The organism is Stenotrophomonas sp. I18B00994 (assembly GCF_014145825.1).
In the GTDB taxonomy this organism is placed as follows: domain Bacteria; phylum Pseudomonadota; class Gammaproteobacteria; order Xanthomonadales; family Xanthomonadaceae; genus Stenotrophomonas; species Stenotrophomonas maltophilia.
In genome coordinates, this window is sequence record NZ_JACIUW010000002.1 from 303397 (window position 1) to 317299 (window position 13903).

Below are 13903 nucleotides of genomic sequence, written 5' to 3' on the forward strand. Positions count from 1 at the left end.
ACCGACGGACGCCCGCGCCGGTTAGCATCGGATCTTTCCGCCGCTGGATGCCGCCGATGTCGCGCTGTCGCCCTTCCCTGCTGACCGCCCTGCTGTTGCCGCTGCTGGCCTGCGCCACAGCAACCACGCAGGCCCGTGAGGTTGCCGCGCCCGCCGACCACGTGCAGGCCGATGGCCCCTATGTGTTCCGCCAGGGCAACCAGCTGCAGGCCAGTTGGATCTGCGACGACAAGGTCGAGTCGCACACACTTGCCACGCAGGCCGCAGGCGCCGACATCGCCCCGCGTTGTGGCTACGAACACAGCGTGCACGTGGCCGCCCCGAATGCGCCTTCGGTCTCCGTGCTGCCGGCCGTGCCGCGCATCGTGGCGCTGTCCGACATCCACGGCCAGTACGGGCTGCTGGTGCGCCTGCTGCGTGCCCACCAGGTCATCGACGCACAGGACCGCTGGGCGCTGGGCAAGGACACCCTGGTCATCGCCGGCGATGTGTTCGACCGCGGCCCGCAGGTAACCGAAGCCTTCTGGCTGCTGTATGGCCTGCAGCAGCAGGCGGCCGCCGCCGGCGGCGCGGTGCACTTCGTGCTCGGCAACCACGAGACCATGGTGCTGTACGACGACCTGCGCTACGTCAACCCGAAATACCTGCGCGGCGCCCAGCTGCTCGGTCGCAGCTACCCGCAGCTGTATGGCGCCGACTCGGTAATCGGCCAGTGGCTGCGCACCCGCCCGGTGCTGCTGAAGATCGGCGATAGCCTGTTCCTGCACGGCGGCATCTCGCCCGAGGCGGTGCAGCTGGCGCTGGACCCGGCACGCACCAACGCGGCCTATCAGGCCTCGCTGGGCCTGCCCAAGGCCGAAGTGAAGGCCGACCCGGCCACCGCACCGCTGTACGACGGCAAGACCAGCCCGATCTGGTACCGCGGCTATTTCGATGGCCGCCTCGACACCGCGGGTGTGCAGGCTGTGCTCGACCGCCTGCAGCTCAAGCGCATCGTGGTTGGCCATACCTCGATGCCGCACGTCAGCAGCTTCCACGGCGACCGCGTGATCGCCATCGACAGCAGCATCAAGAACGGCGAGAACGGCGAACTGCTGTTCATCGAGGGTGGCAAGCTCAGCCGTGGCCTGCTGGATGGTTCGCGGGTGCCGCTGGCGCTCGGTGAGCCGGGCCTGCAGGACTGAATGGAGGGACAGCGCGACGGTGCCGGGAGGTGCCGACGCGCTCCACCTGCAGCCGGTTTGCGGCTACCCTCGGCAGCCGAGAGGCCCACCCCGTCCATCCGGTGGGCCTGACCGTTACAGGAGCCCCGCGCATGCGCGTTCTGATTGCTGAAGACGACCCGGATATCGCCTCCGGCCTGTGCGCCTCGCTGCGCCGGCAGGGGCACGTGGTCGACCACGTCGACAACGGTGCGCACGCCGATGCTGCATTGGGCTCGACGCAGTACGCGCTGCTGGTGCTGGACCTGGGGCTGCCGCAGCTGGATGGCCGCGACGTGCTGCAGCGCCTGCGCCAGCGCGGTGATGGCCTCGCAGTGCTGGTGGTGACCGCCCGTGACGGCCTGGCCGAGCGCGTGCGTGTGCTCGACCTGGGTGCCGATGACTACCTGGTCAAGCCGTTCGCGCTGGACGAGTTCGAAGCGCGCGTGCGCGCCCAGCTGCGCCGGGTCACCAGCAATGGCAACCCGGACCTGCGCATCGGCCGCCTTCGCATCGACCTGGCCGGGCATCGGGTGTGGATCGACGACCAGTCGCTGGAACTGACCGCACGCGAGTTCGGCCTGCTGTCGGCACTGGCAGTGCGCGCCGAGCGCATCGTGTCACGCGCGCAGTTGGTGGAAGCGCTGTGCGACTGGGGCCAGGACCTGACCGACAACGGCCTGGACATCGCCCTGCACCGCCTGCGCCGCAAGCTGCAGCCCGGCGGCATGGGCATCCGCACCGTGCGCGGGCTGGGCTACATGCTGGAAGACGCGCAGGACGACAGCACCCCGTGATCAGTGGACCGCCCAGCCTGCGCCGGCGCCTGCTCGCCTTCCTGGCGCTGCCGATGCTGGGTCTGCTCACCTTCAACACGATCCTGGCCTATTACGTTGCGCTGGACTATTCCAACCGCATCCACGACCGCAACCTGATCGACGACACGCATTCGTTCGCGCAGATGCTGAGCACCATGCCGGTGACCAGCGACCTGTCGCCGCAGGCGCGCTTCCTGATCGAGTACGACCCCGACGGCCATCGCTACTTCAACGTCGACAGCAGCCGCATGGGGACGCTCAGCGGCAATGCCGACTTCAGCCCGTATGCCCCTTCGCAGGACTGCACCGGCGTGCATCCGGCCCTGTACGACGGCAACCTCAATGGCCAGCAGGTGCGCATGGCCACGGTCTGCACGCAGGCGATGAACGATCCGCAGGACCAGCTGGCGGTGACCGTGGCCGAGAGCATGGCCGACCGCCGACAGCGCGCGCGCGAGATCCTGATGATCATCATCCCGCTGATGACCATGCTGGCGCTGGGCACCGCAGCGCTGGTCTGGTTCGGCGTGACCTACGGCCTGCGCATCCTCACGCCACTGAGGACCCGCCTGGCGCAGCGCCGTGGCGAACTGGCACCGATTTCCGATGCCGACGTACCGGAAGAGATCCAGCCACTGATCAGCACCATCGACGATCTGTTTGCCCGCCAGGCGGAAATGATCACCCTGCAGAACCGCTTCATTGCCGATGCCGCGCACCAGCTGCGTTCGCCGCTGGCGGGCATGGCCCTGCACGTGGACCAAGCTCTGGCACACGGTGATCCCGATACGGTGCGCGAGGCGCTGCAGCACATCCGCCGGCTCAACCAGCGCACTGCCCGGGTCAGCACCCAGCTGCTGGCGCTGAGCCGGGCGCAGACCGTGCCCGATACCGTGGAAGCACTGGACCTGGGCGAGCTGGTGCCGCAGTGGGTTGGCATGCGCGTGCCGGAAGCGATCCGCGATGGCATCGACCTCGGCTACCGCGGCAGCCCCCATCCGCTGCGTGTGCTCGGCAACGGCGCCATGCTGCAGGAGGCCCTGGACAACCTGATCGACAACGCCCTGCGTTATGCCGGCCGCAATGCCACCGTCACGGTGGGCGTGCATGCGCTGGACGACAATGATGTCGAACTCTATGTGGAAGACAACGGCCCCGGCGTGCCCGACGACGTGATGCCACGGCTGGGCGAGCGCTTCTTCCGGGCGCCGGGCACCGCTGCCAGCGGCACCGGCCTCGGCCTGGCCATCGCGCACGAGGCGGTAGAGCACTTCGGCGGCCGCCTGAGCTTCCTCAACCGCCCGGGCGGGGGGCTCAAGGTCGCCATCACGCTGCCGCTGCTGAAGGCCCCCTGACCCGGCCCGGCGCGCTGAAAGGCTGGTGAAAATCGCGCTTGCGATCCTGCCATCCCCACTGCCGTCCCGGAGCCGCCAGGTGACCGAATCGCACGACTTCTTCCTCCCCGGTGGCCCCCAGGGCGTGCTGCTGGTCCATGGCCTGACCGGCACCCCGGCGGAAATGCGCATGCTGGGCAAGGGGCTGAACAATGCCGGCTTCACCGTCCACGGCGTGCAACTGCCCGGCCATTGCGGCACCGTGGATGACCTGCTGGCGACCACCTGGGAACAGTGGTACCAGGGCGTGGAAGATGCGGCGGCCGCCCTGCGCGGCAAGGTCGACCAGCTGTTCGTGGGTGGCCTGTCGATGGGCGCGGTACTCTCGCTGGCGTTGGCGGCACGTCGCCCGGAGTGGGTGTCCGGCGTGGGCGTGTACGGCGCCACTTTCCGTTACGACGGCTGGAACATTCCCGCCGTGGCCCGCTTCTCGTTCCTGCTGCCGTGGTTCAAGCGCTTCAACATCGGCCGCGACCGCATGTTCATGGAAGAACCGCCGTACGGCCTGCGCGACGAGCGCCTGCGCGCGCAGGTCAGCGCCGCAATGCTGTCCGGCGACAGCGCGGCTGCCGGCCTGCCGGGCAACCCCTGGCATGCGCTGGCCGAGATGCGTGCGCTGAGCAACTGGACCCGCCGCCACCTGCACCAGGTCATCGCACCGTGCCTGGTGATGCACGCCCGCGAAGACGATGTGGCCAGCATGGGCAACGCTGAGCTGGTGATGTCGCGGGTCAGCGGCCCGAAGGAACTGGTGGTGCTGGAAGACAGCTACCACATGATCACCATCGATCGCGAGCGCCGCGATGTGATCCGTCGCAGCGCGCGCTTTTTCACCGAGATCGGTGAACGCACGGGCGTGCTCAAGGCGGTGGCCTGAGATGGGGGCACTCGCCACCCTGCTGTGGCTGGCCAATGTGGTACTCGATACCGGTGGCCAGCTCGCCTTCAAGGCCGCCGCCAGCGATCCGCAGGAAGGTGAAGGTCTGCAACGCTGGAAATACATGCTCAGCCGCCCTTGGCTGTGGATCGGCATCGCCTGCTACGTGCTCGAGTTCGTGGCCTGGATTGCGTTCCTGTCGCTGGTGCCGCTGTCCGAGGGCGTGCTGCTGGGCTCGATCAACATCGTTGCGTTGATGATCGCCGGTCGTTTCCTGTTCCGCGAGAAGCTCACGCCGCTGCGGGTGGCCGGCATGCTGCTGGTCACCGCGGGCGTGGCGGTGGTGGGGGCCGGCTCATGAGGCGCCTGTATGTGATCGGTTTCCCGCTGCTGATGGCCTTCGACACGCTGGCCCAGCTGTGCTTCAAGTACGCCGGTGACGCCGCGCTGCCGGTCGAGGCCAACACCGCCTGGCTGCTGCGCGTGCTGTCGCAGCCGTGGGTGTACGGCGCCATCCTCGGCTACGTGGGCGCGTTCTTCACCTGGATGAGCCTGCTGCGCCATGCGCCGATCGGCCCCGCGTTTGCCGCCTCGCACCTGGAAGTGATCAGCGTGCTGCTGCTGTCGGCGTGGCTGTTGAACGAGCCGCTGACCCTGCACCATCTGTTAGGTGCGGTACTGATCGTGGCCGGCATCGTCTGCCTCGGCCGCGCTGAAGCGGACGACCCGCACAGTCCCGCCGAAAGCGCGTCGTGAGCGGGCTGCGATGAGCCTGTTCGCGCGCGAACTGCCACCTACCGCTGGCCTGCCGATTCAGGCCAGCGATTTCCTGCCCGGTGGTGGCGACCTGCGCGAAGTCCTGGCCAGCCAGCTCGCCACACCGCCACTGCAGCTGACCTGTTCCGGCACGCACGCGCTGCTGATCGCGCTGCGTACGCTGCGCAAGCGCGCGCCAAGGCGCGACACCGTGATCATGCCGGCCTATACCTGCCCGCTGGTGCCGATCGCGGTGCACAGCCTGGGCCTGCGCGTGCAACTGTGCGATACCCGTCGTGGTCACTTCGACTTTGATCCCGGCCAGCTCAGGCGTCTGGCCGATGCGCGCACGCTGGCGATCCTGCCGACCCACCTGGGCGGGCGCATCGCCGATGTCGAACTGGCCTGCGAAGTCGCCCGCAACGCCGGCGCCTGGGTGATCGAGGACGCCGCACAGGCACTCGGCGCACGGGTCGGCAACAGCAGTGTCGGCCTGCGTGGCGATATCGGATTCTTCAGCCTGGCTGCTGGCAAGGGCCTGAGCCTGCATGAAGGCGGCCTGCTGGTCAGCCGTGACGACGAACTGCGTGCCGGGCTGGCCGAACATGCCGTCCAGCACGTTCGCCCCAGCCTGCGCTGGGAGCTGCTGCGCAGCGTGCAGTTGATCGGCCTTGCTGCCTGCTATCGCCCTTCGCTGCTGTCGCTGGTGTATGGCAATCCATTGCGCAGTGCGCTTCAACGCGACGATCTGGAAGAAGCGGTCGGTGACATTTTCCCGCTTGATATACCGCAGCACCGGGTCAGCCACTGGCGGCAGAACATCGGCGCGCGTGCCGCGTCGCGCTTGCCGGCGTTCCTGCAGGCCGGTCGCCTGCGTGCGTTGCAGCTGCGCGTGCAGCTGGCACAGCTGCCAGCCGTTGAGGTGGTCGACGGCCTCGCCGGCAGCGGTGGCACCTGGCCACTGCTGATGCTGCTGCTGCCCAGCCAGCGCGCCCGCGATGCCGTGCTGAAGGACCTGTGGCCACGTGGTCTCGGCGCCAGCCGCATGTTCATCCATGCCCTGCCCGGCTACGCGTACCTGCGCGGCATCGTGCCGCAGGACGACATGCCCAATGCACGCGACTTCGCCGCACGCATGCTGACCCTTGGCAACAGCGCCTGGCAGACCCGCGAAGAGACTGCCGAAATACTGCAGGTCCTGGCCCGCGCCTGACCCGAACGTGCACGCGTGGCCTGCCCTCCGCGCATTCATCCGTGCACCTTCCTGAACGTTTTCCCAGCCTGTCAGAAGAGCCTTTCAACAGGAAAGGAACGAGAAAGGCGGCCTGCCTACATTGAGCCTGCCCCGGCATCGGGCCGGGCGTTTCTTTCATCGACGGACCTGCCCATGCACTGGAGCATCCTGTGTGACTTCGACGGCACCATCAGCCTCGAAGATGTCATCGACTCGCTGCTGGAAAAGTACGGCCAGCCGGGCTGGCAGGAACTGGAAGACCAGTGGAAAGCGGGAAAGATCGGCTCGCGTGAATGCATGCAGGGCCAGGTGCGGCTGCTGAAACTGGACCCGGCCACGCTCGACGCCCATCTGGACCAGGTACAGATCGATCCGGGCTTCGCCGCCTTTGTCAGCCGTGCCGAACAGCTGGGCCTGCCGCTGCGGATCGTCAGTGACGGCCTGGACTATGCGATCCACCGCATCCTGGCCAACCACGGCCTGTCGCAGCTGCCGGTGGTGGCCAACCACCTGCGCTGGTGCGAAGACCATTGGGAACTGGAGTCGCCCTACCAGGCCGAAGGCTGCCGCAGTGGCACCTGCAAGTGCACCTGCGCCGCGCAGGCGCGCGCCAACGAAGCACCGCGCGTGCTGATGATCGGTGACGGCAGCTCGGATTTCTGCGTGTCCGAAGACGCCGACTTCGTGTTCGCCAAGCGCCGCCTGATTACCCATTGCACGAATGCCGGCATCGAGCATGCCGCCATCGACACCTTCCACGATGCAGTCGCACTGTTGCCGCGCCTGCTCGATGGCAGCCTGCTGCAGCCACGTCGCATCGACGCCCGCCCGCAGCCCGCCGCACTGCCCCCACTGCTGGCCACCGCCTGAGCACTCCCTCCAAGCACGCTCCCCCGTCGCCCCTTTCGAACGTCCTTCACGGAACCGAACTGCATGAACATTTTTGACAAGAACGCCGACGCCGCTGCCTCCGACGCGCAGCTGCTGGCCGACGAAGCCCGCTACAGCTCCTTCGGCGATACCGTCCACTACGTCGACCCGCCGAAGATCTTCCAGCGCGGCGAAGGCAGCTACATGTTCGACGGTGCGGGCGTGCCCTACCTCGATCTGCAGATGTGGTACTCGGCCTGCAACTTCGGCTACAGCAACAAGCGCCTGAATGACGCGCTGAAGGACCAGATCGACACCCTGCCGCAGGTCGCCAGCCAGTACCTGCATCCGACCCGCGTGCAGCTGGCCAAGACCATTGCCGTGGACATGCACGAAAAGTTCGGCCTCGACGGTCGCGTGCATTTCAATGTCGGCGGCGCGCAGGCCATTGAAGACTCGCTGAAGATCGTTCGCAACGCGCGCGGCGGCAAGAGCCTGATGTTCGCCTTCGAAGGCGGCTACCACGGCCGCACCCTGGGTGCCTCGTCGATCACCTCCAGCTACCGCTACCGCCGCCGCTACGGCCACTTCGGCGAGCGCGCGATGTTCATCCCGTTCCCGTACCCCTTCCGTCGCCCGAAGGGCATGACCCCGGACGAGTATTCCGACCACTGCGTGTGGCAGTTCGAGCGCCTGTTCGAAAGCGAATACAACGGCGTGTGGGACCCCAAGGTCGGCCAGGCCGAGTACGCCGCGTTCTACGTCGAGCCGATCCAGGGCACCGGCGGCTACGTCATTCCGCCGCGCAACTTCTTCACCGCCCTCAAGCGCGTGCTGGACAAGTACGGCATCCTGATGGTGGTCGATGAAATCCAGATGGGCTTCTGGCGTACCGGCAAGCTGTGGTCGATCGAGCACTTCGGCGTGACCCCGGACGTGCTGGTGTTCGGCAAGGCGCTGACCAACGGCCTGAACCCGCTGTCTGGCCTGTGGGCACGCGAAGAGCTGATCAACCCGACCGTGTTCCCGCCGGGTTCCACCCACTCCACCTTCAACTCCAACCCGCTGGGCACCCGCCTGGGCCTGGAAGTGTTGAAGCTGGGCAAGGAAATGGACTACGAGCGCACCGTGCCGGAAAAGGGCGCATACTTCCTCGACGGCCTGCGTGGCCTGCAGAAGCGTCACCCGGAAATCGGCGACGTCGACGGCTTGGGCCTGGCCCTGCGCGCCGAAATCTGCCAGGCCGACGGCTACACCCCGAACAAGGAACTGCTGGACCGCATGGTCGACATCGGCCTGGCCGGTGACCTCCTGCACGACGGCAAGCGCATGGGCCTCGTGCTCGACGTAGGTGGCTGGTACAAGAACGTGATCACCTTCGCGCCGTCGCTGGACATCAGCTACGAAGAGATCGACCTGGCGATCACCCTGCTCGACCAGGCGCTGACCAAGGCCAAGGGCTGAGACTGGATGGGCTGCCGGTTCCCGTGCCGATGGAGATGACGTCACGCGCATCCAGCACCGCGCTGGAACCGGCCGCGCTGCTGGAGGGCTTCCTGGCCCACCCGCCGCTCGGATTCGAGGCAGGCCGCCTTCCCAGCGGCCTGCCGACGTTCCGTGCGCCGCTGGACCTGATCACCACGATGGACGACGCGCTGCGCAGCAAGCTGCTCGGCCTGCCTCTGTCGCGCCTGTGGCGGCCTTGGATCACCTGGAAGACCCGCTTCGTCGGTGCCACCAGCACCGAGTACACCCCGCTGCCGGCGCACGTGGCGCCGGAGGCGCTGGCCGAGGACGTGACGCGTCACGCGATCGGCGATACCCGGCTGCTGGTGGTCAAGGACCTGGCCATCGATTCACCGCTGCTGGACGACGCGGCCAATGCGCACAGCGCGGCGTTCCTGCAGGCCTTGCTGGCGCGCGGCTTCGTTGAACTGGAAGGCATGCCGCTTGCCTGGGTGGCGATCGATTTCGATTCGCTCGATGGCTACCTCGGCCGCCTGTCGCCCTCGCGCCGCAAGAACATCCGGCGCAAGCTCCGTTCGCGTGATGACCTGCAGATCGACTGCATCGCCACCGGTGATCCGGCCCTCGCCGACCCGCAGCTGCAGGCCGAACTGTATGCGCTGTACCTGGGCGTGTATGCGCAGAGCGCGGTGCATTTCGACCAGCTCGACCTGCCCTACTTCCAGCATCTGCTGGCCGACAACCAGGGCCAGGGACGGATGTTCCTGTATCGCCACCAAGGGCAGCTGATCGGCTGGAACCTGTGCTACATCCACACCGGAAAGCTGGTGGACAAGTACATCGGGCTGGCCTATCCGCAGTCGCGCGAGCACAACCTGTACGCGGTCAGCTGGATGCACAACCTTGAGTACGCGCTGCAGCACGGCCTGAGCCACTATGTGGCCGGCTGGACCGACTCGCGGATCAAAGCCGAGCTGGGCGCCCGCTTCACCTCCACCCGGCACGCGATCCACGCCCGTTCCCCGCTGCTGCGCGCTGCCCTGCGCAAGCTGGCGCCGCATCTGCAGGGCGAACCTGATGGAGGCGGCTGAGCGATGCCGTTGCGTTCTCCGTTGATCCTCGACCTGGACGGTGGCGTGCTGCCGCTGCCCCAAGCGCAGACCCTGGCCCTGCCGCAGTGGCACGACCCTCTGCGCTTCGCCTGCAGCAATGCCACCCTGCACCGTTTCGCCGCCGAAGTGCTGGCGCCGCTGCCCGCGCAGCTCGGCACCGTGATGCTGGGCAGTGGCGACTTCCATCATCTCAGCCTGCCGCTGTTGCGCCGCATGCGCACACAGGCGCCGTTCCAATTGGTAGTGCTGGACAACCATCCGGACAACATGCGTTTTCCGTTCGGCATGCATTGCGGCTCATGGGTGAATGCCGCCAGCAAGCTGCCGCAGATCTCGCACACCCATGTGCTCGGCATCACCTCCAGCGACATCGGCCTCGGCCATGCCTGGGAGAACCACTGGCGCCCGCTGCTGGGCGGTCGCTTGACGTACTGGTGCATGGACGTGGATGTCAGCTGGGGCCATCGCCTCGGCATGGGCCACGCGTTCCGCCGCTTCGAGCACCCCGAAGCGCTGGTGGCCGCGTTCGCTGCCGAACAGGCCAAGTCGCCGCAGCCGGCCTACCTGTCGATCGACAAGGACGTGTTCGCCGAGGACGTCGCGCGCAGCAACTGGGACCAGGGCCGATTCCAGCTGGAAGACGCACTGGTGGTGATCGAGGCGCTGCGTGCCGGCGGCCTGGTCGGCAGTGACATCACCGGGGAAGTGTCGCTGGCCAACTACCAGAGTCGCTTCAAGCGCTGGTTGTCGTCGCTGGATGGCCAACCGGACATCAGCGCCGAAGATCTTCCTGCTTGGCAGGCGCGTCACCAGCAGGTGAACCGCGAACTGCTCGCGGCAATCGCCGCCGTACCGACGGCCTGCTGACCGCGCCGGTCGTGCCAGCCGCTGGCCGGCATGGCTTCGGTAGTGCCAGCCGTTGGCCGGCATGGCTTCGGTAGTGCCAGCCGTTGGCCGGCATGGCTTCGGTAGTGCCGGCCGCTGGCCGGCAATGCCAACCAAGGTTGGCATCTACCGGACCAATGCCGGCCAGCGGCCGGCACTACACTGGACTCCCGTCCCGGAGCCCTCGTCATGCCCCAGACCGTCATTCCGCAGCTGCGCATGCGCCACGCCGACACCACCCTGCCGTTCTACGTGCAGGGGCTGGGCTTCGTGGTCGACTGGGAACACCGCTTCGAACCCGGCTTCCCACTGTTTGCCCAGCTCACCCGCGACGGCCAGACGATCTTCCTTACCGAACACAGCGGCGACTGCGAGGTCGGCGGCGCGGCGTACTTCATCGTTGACGACGTCGACAGCCTGCACCGCGCCTTCGGTGCCGCCAACGTCCCAATCGAGCAGCCCCCGCATGACACCGAATGGGGCAGCCGCGAAATGCTGCTGCGCGACCCGGATGGCAACCGGCTGCGCTTCGCCACCCACACGGACTGAATGACGTAGGCTTGAGATGAATATACGAAACATATACGCTTCGTATATTCATACTTCGAGGCCACCCATGGGCATCGTCAACATCGATGACACCCTGCACGACCAGCTGCGCCGTGCCTGCACCGTCTCCAGCCGCTCGATCAATGCCCAGGCCAACTTCTGGATCCGGGTCGGCATGCTCTGCGAGCTGAACCCCACGCTGAGCTTCCAGGACATCGTCGCCAGCGAGCTGCGCGCGGCCGGTGTGCAGCCGCCGCTGCTGCCCCCGGGCCAGGTCTGAGCCGATGGGCATCATCAAGCGCCCCGACGAGATCGCGCTGATGGCCGAATCGGGTCGCCTGCTGGCCCAGGTGTTCGCCGCACTCGACCAGCTGCCGCTGCAGGGCCGCAGCACGATGGAGGTCAACGATTTCGTCGAACGCATGATCGTCGATGAACTGCAGGCGCGGCCGGCCAGCAAGGGCCAGTACGGCTTTCCCTACGTGCTCAATACCTCGATCGACAACGTGATCTGCCACGGCGTTCCCAGCACCACCGACGTGCTGCGCAACGGCCAGATCGTCAACCTCGACATCACCCTGGAGAAGAACGGCTACATCGCCGACTCCAGCACCACCTACCTGGTCGGTGAGGTCGACTACGCCGCGCGCAGGCTGGTGCAGGCCGCCTACCAGGCGATGTGGAAAGGCATCGCCGCGGTGCGCCCGGGCGCACGCCTGGGTGACATCGGCCACGCCATCGCCCGCCACGCGCGCAGCCACGGCTACAGCGTGGTGAAGGAATACTGCGGCCACGGCATCGGCCAGGAAATACACGAGGAACCGCAGATCCTGCACTACGGCCACCCCAACACCGGCATGGTGCTGGAAGAAGGCATGGTGTTCACCATCGAGCCGATGCTCAACCAGGGCAAGCCGGCCATCCGCCAGCAGCCGGACGAATGGCCGGTCTACACCCGCGACGGCAAGCTGTCGGCGCAGTTCGAACACACCGTGGCGGTCACCGGCAGCGGCGTGCGCGTGCTGACCCTGCGCCCGGGCGAAACACCGTTGTGCGCGGTGGATGCCGCCTAGAGCGGGCGCAACAGCAACAGCATGGCAAGGCAGAGCATGAACATCGCCACGCCTGCATCCAGCACCCGCCACGCAGACGGCCTGCGGAATACCGGCTGCAGCAGCCGCGCGCCATAGCCCAGTGCACAGAACCAGATCACGCTGGCTGCGCAGGCGCCGGCGGCAAACGCCCAGCGCAGATCGCCCGGGTAGCGCGTGGACAGGCTGCCCAGCAGCACCACCGTATCCAGGTAAACGTGCGGATTGAGCAGAGTGAAGGCCAGACAGGTCAGCAGCACCTGCCGTCGATCGCCACCGTCCACGTCACCCGCCGCCAGTGCACTGCCACCGCGCCACGCACGCATCCCGGCCTGCAGGCCATACCAGAGCAGGAAGACCGCACCACCGATGCGCAGCACCTGCAGCAGCAACGGCCACTGCAGCACCAGCGCGCCCATGCCGCCCACGCCGGCCAGGATCAACGCGATATCCGCGCCGGCGCAGGCCAGCACCACCCTGCCCACATGACGTTGTTGCAGGCCCTGGCGCAGCACGAAGGCATTCTGTGCGCCGATGGCGATGATCAGGCCGGCGCCCGCGAAGAGGCCGGCGACGGTAGCGGCAATCCACATCGGGACAGGCCAGGCAACAAGGGGACGCGCAGGGTGCGGCCAACAGCCTTGTTTAGACAAACTGATTTTTCTTTATCCTGTGCAGGAAAACTGAAGAGGCACCGGCATGGACCTGGTACACCCGCAACTGGCCGCGTTTGCCGCGGTGCTGGAGGAAGGCAGCTTCGAGGCTGCGGCACGCCGCCTGTCGATCAGCCCATCAGCACTGTCGCAGCGGATCAAGGCTCTGGAAGACCGGCTCGGGCAGGTGCTGGTGGTGCGCCAGGCGCCATGCCGCCCCACCGCCGCCGGTGAGGCGCTGCTGCGCCGGGTGCGACCGATGCAGGCGCTGGAGGCCGAGGCATTGGCCGAGCTGCTACCCGAGCGTGGCAGCAGCGACGCTGCGCGCACCCCGATCCCGCTGGCGGTCAATGATGATTCGCTCGATACGTGGTTCGTGCCGGCCATCGCCGACCTGCACCAGCGCCATGGTTACCTGTTCGACCTGCGCATGGACGACCAGGACCACACCCTGCGGTTGCTGCGCGACGGCAGCGTGCTGGGTGCGGTCACCGCCGAAAGCCAGCCGGTGAAGGGCTGCAACGTGCACCCGCTCGGCGCCATGCGCTACCAAGCGATTGCTTCGCCCGGCTTCGCCCGCCAGTACTTCAGCGATGGCATGGACGCCACGGCACTGGCACGCGCGCCGATGCTGGTGTTCAACCGCAAAGATGAACTGCAGTGGCGCTTCGTGCGTCGCCTGACCCGCGCGCGGCTGCAGCCGCCGCTACACTACCTGCCCTCCTCCACCGGTTTCGTCGAAGCCGCCGCGTGCGGACTCGGCTGGGGCCTGGCCCCGGAAACCCTGGCCGCGCCCGCTGTGCGCGCCGGCCGCGTGGTGGTACTGGAACCCCGCCGCTGGCTCGATGTGCCGTTGTACTGGCAGCATGCCGCCGTGCGCTCAAGCACGCTGCAGCACATCACCCAGGCGCTGCGTACTGCGGCCAGCGGCACCCTTCGTTGAGGAAAGACCGATGACCGCAGACCCGGGCTTCACACCATGCGCACTACCGTTT

16 protein-coding genes are annotated in these 13903 nt (G+C 67.2%); 15 read left to right on the top strand and 1 reads right to left on the bottom strand.

All coding sequences use genetic code 11. The features are described 5' to 3' along the window. The first annotated feature begins 56 nt into the window (after nucleotides 1-56). The 14 genes from H4O10_RS03345 to map all read left to right on the top strand — a co-directional run bounded on the left by H4O10_RS03345 (nucleotide 57) and on the right by map (nucleotide 12237). Nucleotides 57-1184: a metallophosphoesterase gene (locus H4O10_RS03345; RefSeq protein ID WP_049452108.1), complete on the top strand. Its 1128-nt coding sequence runs from the start codon at nucleotides 57-59 to the stop codon at nucleotides 1182-1184. A 131-nt stretch (nucleotides 1185-1315) separates the two neighbouring features. Continuing rightward, nucleotides 1316-1999 (top strand): response regulator, encoded by a 684-nt coding sequence (locus H4O10_RS03350; RefSeq protein WP_005408670.1) that lies wholly within the window; start codon nucleotides 1316-1318, stop codon nucleotides 1997-1999. Beyond that, nucleotides 1996-3375 carry a sensor histidine kinase gene (locus H4O10_RS03355; RefSeq protein ID WP_049404778.1) on the top strand — a complete coding sequence of 460 codons (1380 nt, stop codon included), beginning with the start codon at nucleotides 1996-1998 and terminating at the stop codon, nucleotides 3373-3375. The genes H4O10_RS03350 and H4O10_RS03355 overlap by 4 nt, the downstream gene beginning before the upstream one ends. 79 nt (nucleotides 3376-3454) lie before the next feature. Continuing rightward, nucleotides 3455-4291 carry an alpha/beta fold hydrolase gene (locus H4O10_RS03360; RefSeq protein WP_049404776.1) on the top strand — a complete coding sequence of 279 codons (837 nt, stop codon included), beginning with the start codon at nucleotides 3455-3457 and terminating at the stop codon, nucleotides 4289-4291. Nucleotide 4292: 1 nt separating this feature from the next. Next, complete coding sequence (locus H4O10_RS03365; protein WP_049404774.1) at nucleotides 4293-4652, top strand: EamA family transporter; 360 nt, start codon at nucleotides 4293-4295, stop codon at nucleotides 4650-4652. Further along, entirely contained in the window at nucleotides 4649-5047 is a 399-nt protein-coding gene (locus tag H4O10_RS03370; RefSeq protein WP_005408666.1) for a DMT family transporter, read from the top strand. The genes H4O10_RS03365 and H4O10_RS03370 overlap by 4 nt, the downstream gene beginning before the upstream one ends. A 10-nt stretch (nucleotides 5048-5057) precedes the next feature. After that, nucleotides 5058-6260 carry a DegT/DnrJ/EryC1/StrS family aminotransferase gene (locus H4O10_RS03375; protein ID WP_049452109.1) on the top strand — a complete coding sequence of 401 codons (1203 nt, stop codon included), beginning with the start codon at nucleotides 5058-5060 and terminating at the stop codon, nucleotides 6258-6260. Between the two features lie 174 nt (nucleotides 6261-6434). Then, nucleotides 6435-7151, top strand: a complete 717-nt coding sequence (locus tag H4O10_RS03380) for an MtnX-like HAD-IB family phosphatase (RefSeq protein WP_005408664.1) — start codon at nucleotides 6435-6437, stop codon at nucleotides 7149-7151. A gap of 63 nt (nucleotides 7152-7214) precedes the next feature. Next, complete coding sequence (locus tag H4O10_RS03385) at nucleotides 7215-8615, top strand: aminotransferase class III-fold pyridoxal phosphate-dependent enzyme (RefSeq protein ID WP_049452110.1); 1401 nt, start codon at nucleotides 7215-7217, stop codon at nucleotides 8613-8615. Nucleotides 8616-8644: 29 nt separating this feature from the next. Then, a complete protein-coding gene (locus tag H4O10_RS03390) occupies nucleotides 8645-9709 on the top strand; it encodes a GNAT family N-acetyltransferase (RefSeq protein ID WP_049452111.1) in 1065 nt (354 codons plus the stop codon). Nucleotides 9710-9712: 3 nt separating this feature from the next. Beyond that, a complete protein-coding gene (locus tag H4O10_RS03395; protein WP_049404767.1) occupies nucleotides 9713-10597 on the top strand; it encodes an arginase family protein in 885 nt (294 codons plus the stop codon). A gap of 207 nt (nucleotides 10598-10804) precedes the next feature. Next, nucleotides 10805-11164, top strand: a complete 360-nt coding sequence (locus tag H4O10_RS03400) for a VOC family protein (RefSeq protein WP_049452177.1) — start codon at nucleotides 10805-10807, stop codon at nucleotides 11162-11164. A gap of 67 nt (nucleotides 11165-11231) precedes the next feature. After that, nucleotides 11232-11444 (top strand): ParD-like family protein, encoded by a 213-nt coding sequence (locus H4O10_RS03405; RefSeq protein ID WP_005412680.1) that lies wholly within the window; start codon nucleotides 11232-11234, stop codon nucleotides 11442-11444. A 10-nt stretch (nucleotides 11445-11454) separates the two neighbouring features. Beyond that, a complete protein-coding gene (map, locus tag H4O10_RS03410) occupies nucleotides 11455-12237 on the top strand; it encodes a type I methionyl aminopeptidase (protein ID WP_176425428.1) in 783 nt (260 codons plus the stop codon). Here map and H4O10_RS03415 read toward each other — a convergent pair. After that, complete coding sequence (locus tag H4O10_RS03415) at nucleotides 12234-12848, bottom strand: LysE/ArgO family amino acid transporter (RefSeq protein ID WP_033834501.1); 615 nt, start codon at nucleotides 12846-12848, stop codon at nucleotides 12234-12236. The genes map and H4O10_RS03415 overlap by 4 nt on opposite strands. A gap of 106 nt (nucleotides 12849-12954) precedes the next feature. On the opposite strand from H4O10_RS03415, the gene H4O10_RS03420 reads away from it, so the two are divergent. Further along, complete coding sequence (locus H4O10_RS03420) at nucleotides 12955-13851, top strand: LysR family transcriptional regulator ArgP (RefSeq protein WP_012479551.1); 897 nt, start codon at nucleotides 12955-12957, stop codon at nucleotides 13849-13851. The last annotated feature ends 52 nt before the right edge of the window (nucleotides 13852-13903 follow it).